The sequence below is a fragment of the Frankia sp. CoWAU3 genome, assembly GCF_977971855.1.
Window position 1 is genome coordinate 1 of sequence record NZ_CDWWXB010000171.1, and the last position, 7,533, is coordinate 7,533.

Genomic DNA, 7,533 nt, shown 5'->3' on the forward strand with positions numbered 1-7,533 from the left:
GTCACACCACGCGACCTTCGCGCAGCCCTGGGTGGTAAACCGCGAGACCGGAAGGGAAGGGCAGCCTGATGATCATATTTGCGTTTGAAGGTCGTTGCTCGACCGAGGACCAGCAGGACCCGGAATCATCACGCGCATGGCAGGTGACCCGGGCAAAGGCGCTGATCGAACCGCACGACGGCGAGATCGTGGTCGAGTACTTCGACGCTGGGCAGTCCCGAGCGGTACCGTGGCAGCGCCGACCGCAGGCGAACGCTCTGCTCCAGGCGTTGAAAGACCCGAACCGCGGCTTCGACGCGGTCGTCATCGGAGAACCGCAACGGGCGTTCTATGGCAATCAGTTCGGCCTGGTCTTCCCGCTGTTCACCCACTACAACATTCCCCTGTGGGTGCCTGAGATCGGTGGGCCGATCGACCCGAACGAAGCCCACGAGCTGATCATGTCGGTGTTCGGTGGGATGTCGAAGGGGGAGCGTAACCGGGTCAAGGTCCGGGTGCGGGCGGCGATGGCTGCCCAGGCCAAGGTTGAAGGCCGCTTCCTCGGTGGCAGGCCGCCGTACGGCTACCAGCTGAGCGACCTGGGCCCGCACCCCAACCCGGCCAAGGCAGCCGACGGCCGGCGGCTACACGGCCTCGCGCTCGACGAGGAGACCGCACCTGTGGTGGTCCGGATCTTCGCCGAGTTCCTCCGGGGCGCCGGCCTGTTCGCGATCGCCGAAGGGCTCACCCGCGACGGCATCCCCAGCCCGTCCGCGCATGACCCCGCCCGCAACTCCCATCGCACGGGGAAGGCCTGGTCGAAGGGAGCGGTCCGCGCGATCCTGACCAACCCCCGCTACACCGGCCGGCAGGTCTGGAACCGCCAGCGCAAGGACGAGGTCCTCCTCGATGTCGAGGACGTCAGCCTCGGGCACACCACCAAACTGCGGTGGAACCCCTCGGACAAGTGGGTCTGGTCCGAGGAGCCGGTCCACCCGGTGATCGTGGAGACCGAGCTGTTCACCCCGGTGCAGCAACTCCTCGCCGGTCGGGGCAGAGGGCCCGGCGATCAGAAGGCGCCGCGTACGCGGCAGCCATACGCGCTGCGGGGGGCGTTCTACTGCGGTGTCTGTGAGCGGAAGATGCGGGGACACACAGCCCGCGGGGTCACGTACTACCGCTGCCGCTACCCGCAGGAGTACGCCCTGGCGAACACGATCGTTCACCCGACGAACGTCTACGTCCGCGAAGACGCCGTCCTACCGGCACTCGACCGGTGGATCGCCGAGGCGCTCGCGCCGCCGCAGCTGTCCGCCACCCTCGATGCCATGGTGGCCGCCCAGACCAGCTCATCCACCGACGACCTCGCCGTGCAGAGAGCCCGCCGGGCGATCGAGGAAAGCAACACCAAGCTGGCCCGCTACCGGTCCGCCCTCGACGCTGGAGCCGACCCGGCGCTCATCGCCGGGTGGATCGCACAGGTCCAAGCCGAGAAGACCACCGCCGAGCGGGAGCTGCGCGAGGCCAGGGAGATCGACAAGCGGCGGCTGACCCGCAAAGAGATCGCTACTATGGTGGAGTCGCTCGGCGACATCGCGAGCGCTCTCAGCGAAGCGGAGCCCGCCGAGAAGGCGGACCTGTACCGCCAGCTGCGCCTGCACCTGACCTACCAGCCCGCAACCAACACAGTGAGGGCCGCCATGAAGATCGACAGCACCTACCGTGGGGTAATGGAACGTGTCCGAGGGGGGACTTGAACCCCCACGCCCGTTAAAGGGCACTAGCACCTCAAGCTAGCGCGTCTGCCATTCCGCCACCCGGACAGGTGGTTCGCGGATGTCTCACCCGCGAACGACTGCGATGCTACACGCTCCAAGGGGGTGCTTGTCGCTACCCCCGACCATCAGACGATCAAGTCCCGACTTGCGAGTTCTGGCCCGCTTCGACGAGAACGAGAAGCAGTATGATCATTACTTGAGGTGCACCCCGGGGGATGTCGATCATGACTGGCCGGCCGCCGGGGCCTCTGGGCCTCGCCTACGCGACGGGCCCGCCATGCGGCTGGCCGCCCCGACCCGTCGGAGGAACTCCTCGACCAGGCTGATCAGCTCCCGGGCCACCTCGGGCGGGAGATCCGCGGACAGCACCGCCGGCAGTTGGGTTCCAGCCGCTCCAGCGAAGCTCCGGTTACTCACGCGGAGCATCGACTCGAACACCGGGAGTCCGAGACCAGATGCCTGGTGGATGTAGGGCCGCAGGAAGCTGGTCGGCCGACCGCCGTAGTACTGGACCATCATGAGAACAACACCGAGCACCCGCGGTTCGAGTCGTTTCACGGCCGGATGCATCCCGGACTGCAACCCCGCGACCCTGTTGTACTCCCAGACGAACCGGCCCAGTCTGCTCATCAGATGTTCGATGCCCAGCGTCGACAGGTTGTCCGGCCGGGCCGGGATGAGCAGGTGGTCGCAGGCGGCGATCGCGGCCCGGGTGATGACTCCGAAGTTCGGCGGGCAGTCGATGAGCACAAGGTCGTAGTCGTACGTGGAGAAGGACGCCAGCCCGGTGGCCAGCCGCTGGTAGACGTCGAAGTAGTACCTGGTGGACCGGTGGGCCCGCGCCCCGCCCAGCCTGGCGGTGAGGTCCATCTCGATGTCGCCAAGTGAGAGGTGCGACGCGAGCAGGTCCAACGTGCCGCCGCCCGCGGCGACGGCGGCGTTGACGACCGATGGTGTGGTCACGTACCCCGCGAGGGGCGGTGGGGTGGTCTCCGGCCGCCACGACTCGAACCACGCCTTGACGGTTCTCCGGTGGTCGGCGAGGTCCGTCCGCCAGGTCTCGGGTCGGTAAAAGGAGAAGGTCAGGTTCGCCTGCGGGTCCAAGTCGATCATCAGTACCCGTCTCCCCAGCCGGGCGATCGCGGCGCCGATGTTTGCGGTGAGCGTGGTCTTGCCTACCCCGCCCTTGTAGCTGGCGATCGCCACGGCCTTCACCGCATCCTCGCTCCCGGTCGCGCGCTCCGCCCGGCGGCGGAGGGACGTCGTGTCTCCTCGGCCGGACCCGCAATGCTTCCGCGTCCGGTTCACCAGCAGACTACGGCTGTTTCTGGATCGGTAACGTCGTCGGGAGTCGGATACTGGTGACTTCCGCCTTCGGGGACGGGAAGGAAGTCCCTCCTCGATCCGCCTCCGGACGCCTGAGTCTGGGATGTATGGGTCAGAAGACGATCGATGGGAACGAAGCCGCCGCGTTGGTGGCCTACCTGGCGAGCGAGGTGATCGCGATCTATCCGATCACCCCGGCGTCGGCTATGGGGGAGCTGGCCGATGCGTGGGCGGCGAAGGGCCGCCCGAACCTGTGGGGTGCGGTGCCCGAGGTCGTCCAGCTGCAGAGTGAGGGTGGTGCCGCCGGCACTGTGCACGGGGCGTTGCAGGCGGGTGCACTGTCGACGACGTTCACCGCCTCGCAGGGTCTCCTGCTGATGCTGCCCAACATGTTCAAGATCGCCGGTGAGCTCACACCGATGGTTCTCCACGTCGCGGCCCGGACCGTGGCCACGCACGCACTGTCGATCTTTGGTGATCACAGTGATGTGATGGCGGCGAGGTCGACCGGTTTCGCCATGCTGTGTTCGGCGTCGCCGCAGGAGGCGCATGACCTGGCCGCGGTGGCGCATGCGGCAACGCTCGAGTCGCGGGTGCCGTTCCTGCACTTCTTCGACGGTTTCCGCACGTCGCACGAGCTGAACGAGGTGGCGTTGCTCGACGACGGCACGCTGGGTGGTCTGCTGGCCGCCGGGCATATCGATGCCCATCGCCGCCGGGCGTTGTCCCCCGACCGTCCGGTGATCCGGGGCACCACCCAGGATCCCGACACGTTCTTCCAGGCCCGGGAGGCGTCGAACACGTTCTACGCCGCGGTTCCCGGGATTGTGCAGGGGGTGATGGACCGGCTGGCCGCGGCGACGGGCCGGGCCTACCGCCTGTTTGAGTATCAGGGTCATCCCGAGGCCGAGCGGGTTGTGGTCGTCATGGGGTCGGGTCGGTCGGCGGTGCGGGAGGCGGTCACCCGGCTGGTCGAGCGAGGCGAGCGGGTCGGGTTCGTCCAGGTTCGTTTGTTCCGTCCCTTCGACGGCCGGGCGTTGCTCGCGTGCCTGCCCCTGACGGTGCGGTCGGTCGCGGTCCTGGACCGGACGAAGGAGCCGGGCGCGTCGGGTGAGCCGTTGCGGCTGGATGTCGTCGCCGCGTTCGCGGAACGGCCCGAGCGGATGCCGCGGGTGATCGGTGTCCGTTACGGGTTGGCGTCGAAGGAGTTCACCCCGGCGATGGCGGCGGCGGTGTTCGACGAGCTGGCCGGCGCGGCGCCGCGCCGGGAGGTGACGGTGGGTATCCGCGACGACGTCACGGACCTGTCGCTCGAGGTGGACGACGACCGTGTCCCGGAGCCGGATGACGTGCTGCGGGCGGTGTTCTACGGGCTCGGTAGCGACGGCACGGTGGGTGCCACGCGGGCAACGGCCGGTATCGTCGCAGCTCGCACGCCGCTGCACGCGCAGGCGTACTTCGTGTTCGACTCCAAGAAGTCGGGGTCGATGACGGTCTCGCATCTGCGGCTGTCGCCACGACCGGTCGACTCCCCGTGGCTTATCCAGAACGCCCAGTACGTGGGCTGTCATCAGTCCTCGCTGCTGGAACGGGTGGACGTGCTCGCCGTGGCCGCGCCGGGTGCCACCGTGCTGCTCAACAGCCCGCATGCGCCGGAGAAGGTGTGGGAGCATCTGCCGGCCGACGCGCAGCGGCACCTGCTCGACCGGGATGCGCGCCTGTTCGTCGTCGACGCCGACCGGGTGGCGAAGCAGGCCGGCATGCCCGGGATCGTAAGCCCGGTGCTGCAGACCTGTTTCCTGGCGCTGTCCGGTCTGCTGGACCGCGACGAGGCGATCGCGGCGGTCAAGGACGGCGTCCGCGCCGCCCGCGGCAAACGCGGTGACGCCGTGCTGCAGCGTAACTTCGCCGCCATCGATGCCGCGCTCGACGCCCTGCACGAGATCGACCTGCAGGCTCGTGTGGTCACGGGGCAGGCGCGCCGGCAGCTGCTCGGCGAGGCGCCCGCGTTCGTCCGGCAGGTGACGGCGCGGATCATGGCAGGGGAGGGGAACCTGCTTCCCGTCAGCGCACTACCGGCTGACGGCACCTTCCCCGTCGGGACGGCCCGGTACGAGAAACGCGGCCTGACCCGCGAGCTTCCGGTGTGGGATGCGGACCTGTGCATCGACTGCGGCAAGTGCGCGATTTCCTGCCCGCACGCCGCCATCCGGATGACGTTGTTCGACCCGGCGCGGCTCGCCGACGCGCCGGCGTCGTTCCGGCACAAAAAGCCGAAGGACCGCACCCTCGCGGCGTTCCGGCTCGCGGTGCAGGTGGCACCGGACGACTGCACCGGCTGCGGCATCTGCGTCGAGGCCTGCCCGGCGAAGAGCCGGGAGATCGAGGGCCATCGCGCCCTGGACATGGTCGACGCCGCACCCCGCTTCGAGGAGGAACGTGCCGGATGGGCGTTCCGCGAAACGCTGCCGGCGGTCCCACCGGCGCTCGCCCCACCGGACACGGTCCGCGGCTCGCAGCTACGGGAGCCGCTGTTCGAGTTCTCCGGCGCCTGCGCCGGCTGCGGGGAGTCGCCCTACCTCAAACTGCTCACGCAGCTGTTCGGTGACCGCATCATCGTCGCCAACGCCACGGGATGCTCGTCCATCTACGGCGGCAACCTGCCGACCACACCCTGGTCGGCGGGGACCGACGGCCGCGGCCCGGCCTGGGCGAACTCGCTGTTCGAGGACAACGCCGAGTTCGGGCTCGGGATACGCCTCGCGCTCGACAGCCGGGCCCGCGAGGCCCGCCGACTGCTGCGCGCACAGACCGCGACGGTCGGCGGCACGCTCGTCGAGGCGCTGCTCACCGCCGACCAGTCGACCGAGGCCGGCATCCTCGACCAACGCCAGCGGGTGGCCGAACTACGCCGGCGGCTGGCCACCGTCGACCACGACACCACCCTCGACGCTGTCCTCGACGACCTCGTCGACAAAAGCGTGTGGATCATCGGTGGGGACGGGTGGGCGTACGACATCGGCTTCGGCGGCCTCGACCACGTGCTCGCGTCGGGACGCGATGTCAACGTGCTCGTCCTCGATACCGAGGTGTACTCCAACACCGGTGGGCAGGCGTCGAAGTCGACGCCGCGCGCCGCGGTCGCGAAGTTCGCCGGCGGCGGCAAACGGACCCGCAAGAAAGACCTCGGGCTGCTCGCCGCCGCCTACGGCGACGTGTACGTCGCGCAGGTCGCCCTCGGCGCCAACGACCAGCACACGGTGAAAGCCTTCAACGAGGCGGCCAGCTGGCACGGCCCGTCCCTCATTGTCGCCTACAGCCACTGCATCGCCCACGGCATCACCATGACCGACGGCCTGGCCCACCAGAAAGCCGCGGTGAAATCGGGATACTGGCCGCTCTACCGGGTCGACCCCCGCGCGGAAAGGCCGTTCTCCCTCGACTCGCGGGCACCGTCCATCCCCTTCAGCGAGTTCGCCGCCACCGAATCCCGGTTCACCCTCCTCAACACCGTCAACCCCGACGAAGCCGACGAGCTCGCGGCACTCGCCCAACGCGACATCCTCGGGCGCTGGCAGACCTACGAACACGAAGCCGCCCACCCCCGCAACACCACCACGTAAGACTGAAGCGGCGCCGTACCCACCAAAGCGGCGCCGTACCCACAGACCGGCGAAATGTTCGATCTTGAGGGCGGGCCCATGAGCACGGTGAATACGCCGTCCGGCGCGGCTTGAGAGTCGCGCAATAGCGGCTTGCAGGAATTTGACAGTAATGTCGAGATGTTCCGGGCATGTTTTGGAATTGTGTCACCTATAGGTAATTTCTCGTTCAAGGAGGATTTGCGGTGACGGAAACGACAGGAAAGCCAGGGAAGACGGAGAAGGCGGGAAAAGTCGGCCCGGAGTTCGGTCCGTTGGCGGCCCTGGCCGGTGAGTGGGAGGGCGACCAGGGGGTGGACGTTGCCTTCGGCAACGCCGAAGGCACGATTATCGAGACCCCGTACCGCGAGAGGGTCACCTTCAAGCCCTTCGGTCCCGTGGACAACGGCCCGCAGTGTCTCTACGGCCTCGACTACCACATGGCCGCGTGGCGGGCTGGCGAGGAGAAGGCGTTCCACACTGAGATCGGCTACTGGCTGTGGGACGCCGATCTCGGCCACGTCATGCGGTGCTTCATGGTGCCCCGCGGTGCGGTCCTGATCGCCGGTGGTGCCGTGGCGCCGGACGCGACCGACTTCACCCTGCGGGCGCAGGCCGGCTCCCCCACGTACGGCATCCTGTCCAACCCCTACCTGGCGCGCGCGGCGAACAGTATCCGCTACGAGGTGAGCATCACCGTCACCGGCAACGGGAGCTTCGCCTACATCTCCACGACCACCATCGATCACGAGCGGGTGTCCGACCCGGTCGCCCATACGGACCGCAACGTGCTGCGGCGCCTGTCCGAC

4 protein-coding genes and 1 tRNA gene are annotated in these 7,533 nt (G+C 68.4%); 3 read left to right on the top strand and 2 right to left on the bottom strand.

From position 1 onward, the window contains the following. The first annotated feature begins 68 nt into the window (after positions 1–68). Entirely contained in the window at positions 69–1,736 is a 1,668-nt protein-coding gene (locus AC08ON_RS14085) for a recombinase family protein (protein WP_476607968.1), read from the top strand. Here AC08ON_RS14085 and AC08ON_RS14090 read toward each other — a convergent pair. Together AC08ON_RS14090 and AC08ON_RS14095 are read right to left on the bottom strand one after the other, a co-directional pair. Continuing rightward, a tRNA-Leu gene (locus AC08ON_RS14090) sits at positions 1,718–1,802 on the bottom strand. The genes AC08ON_RS14085 and AC08ON_RS14090 overlap by 19 nt on opposite strands. Positions 1,803–1,979: 177 nt before the next feature. Then, positions 1,980–2,972: a ParA family protein gene (locus AC08ON_RS14095; protein ID WP_476607967.1), complete on the bottom strand. Its 993-nt coding sequence runs from the start codon at positions 2,970–2,972 to the stop codon at positions 1,980–1,982. A gap of 218 nt (positions 2,973–3,190) precedes the next feature. Between AC08ON_RS14095 and nifJ the strand changes: the two genes are divergently transcribed. Together nifJ and AC08ON_RS14105 are read left to right on the top strand one after the other, a co-directional pair. Continuing rightward, positions 3,191–6,706, top strand: a complete 3,516-nt coding sequence (nifJ, locus tag AC08ON_RS14100; RefSeq protein WP_476607966.1) for a pyruvate:ferredoxin (flavodoxin) oxidoreductase — start codon at positions 3,191–3,193, stop codon at positions 6,704–6,706. A gap of 224 nt (positions 6,707–6,930) precedes the next feature. Beyond that, on the top strand, positions 6,931–7,533 hold a 603-nt coding region (locus AC08ON_RS14105; RefSeq protein WP_476607965.1), incomplete at its 3' end, for a heme-binding beta-barrel domain-containing protein.

Excerpts from the sequence above, each read along its gene's own strand:
- AC08ON_RS14085 (WP_476607968.1), top strand. The coding sequence starts at position 69 with ATGATCATATTTGCGTTTGAAGGTCGTTGCTCGACCGAGGACCAGCAG.
- nifJ (WP_476607966.1), top strand. The coding sequence starts at position 3,191 with ATGGGTCAGAAGACGATCGATGGGAACGAAGCCGCCGCGTTGGTGGCC.